1 protein-coding gene is annotated in these 590 nt (G+C 70.8%); it reads left to right on the plus strand.

Annotated elements, in window-relative coordinates; all coding sequences use genetic code 11:
- On the plus strand, positions 1 to 590 hold a 590-nt coding region (locus AC1D12_RS34910; RefSeq protein WP_477845616.1), incomplete at both ends, for a serine hydrolase domain-containing protein.

Raw genomic sequence — 590 nt, forward strand, 5'->3', positions numbered from 1 at the left:
GGCGCACCTTTCTCGACGAGGCCGCGCTGCGCGCCGACCTGGCCGGCGGGCTGGTGATCGATGCCAGCACCCGGTTGAAGTATTCGAACCACGGCTATGGGCTGCTGGGCCTCGCGATCGAAGCCGTCACCGGCGAACCTTATGTCGACTGGATGCGGCGCGAGGTCATCGCACCGGCCGGCCTTGCAGCCACCTCGCCCGATGCACCGATCGACGATGCCCTGCCCTTCGCCAACGGCCACAGCGCGAAGTGGCCGCTGGGCCGCCGCGTGGTGATCACCGGCGACAACCCGACGAACGCACTGGCCTCGGCCACCGGCTTCGTCAGCACCGCGGGCGACCTGGCGCGCTTCTTCGGCAGCCTGTCGCCGCAGGCGAAGCGCGGCGTGATCGGCAAGGCGAGCCGCCGCCTGATGTGGCACCGGCAGTGGCCCGACCCGTATTCCAGCCTCAACCGCAGCTACGGCCTGGGCACGATGTGCGGTTCGGTGGCGGACTGGGAATGGTTCGGCCACACCGGCGGCTTCCAGGGCACGCTGACGCGCACCGCCTGCGTGCCGGCGCAGGGCCTCACGGTCACGGTGCTGACC

It is taken from the genome of Rhizobacter sp. P1_G5, assembly GCF_056405435.1.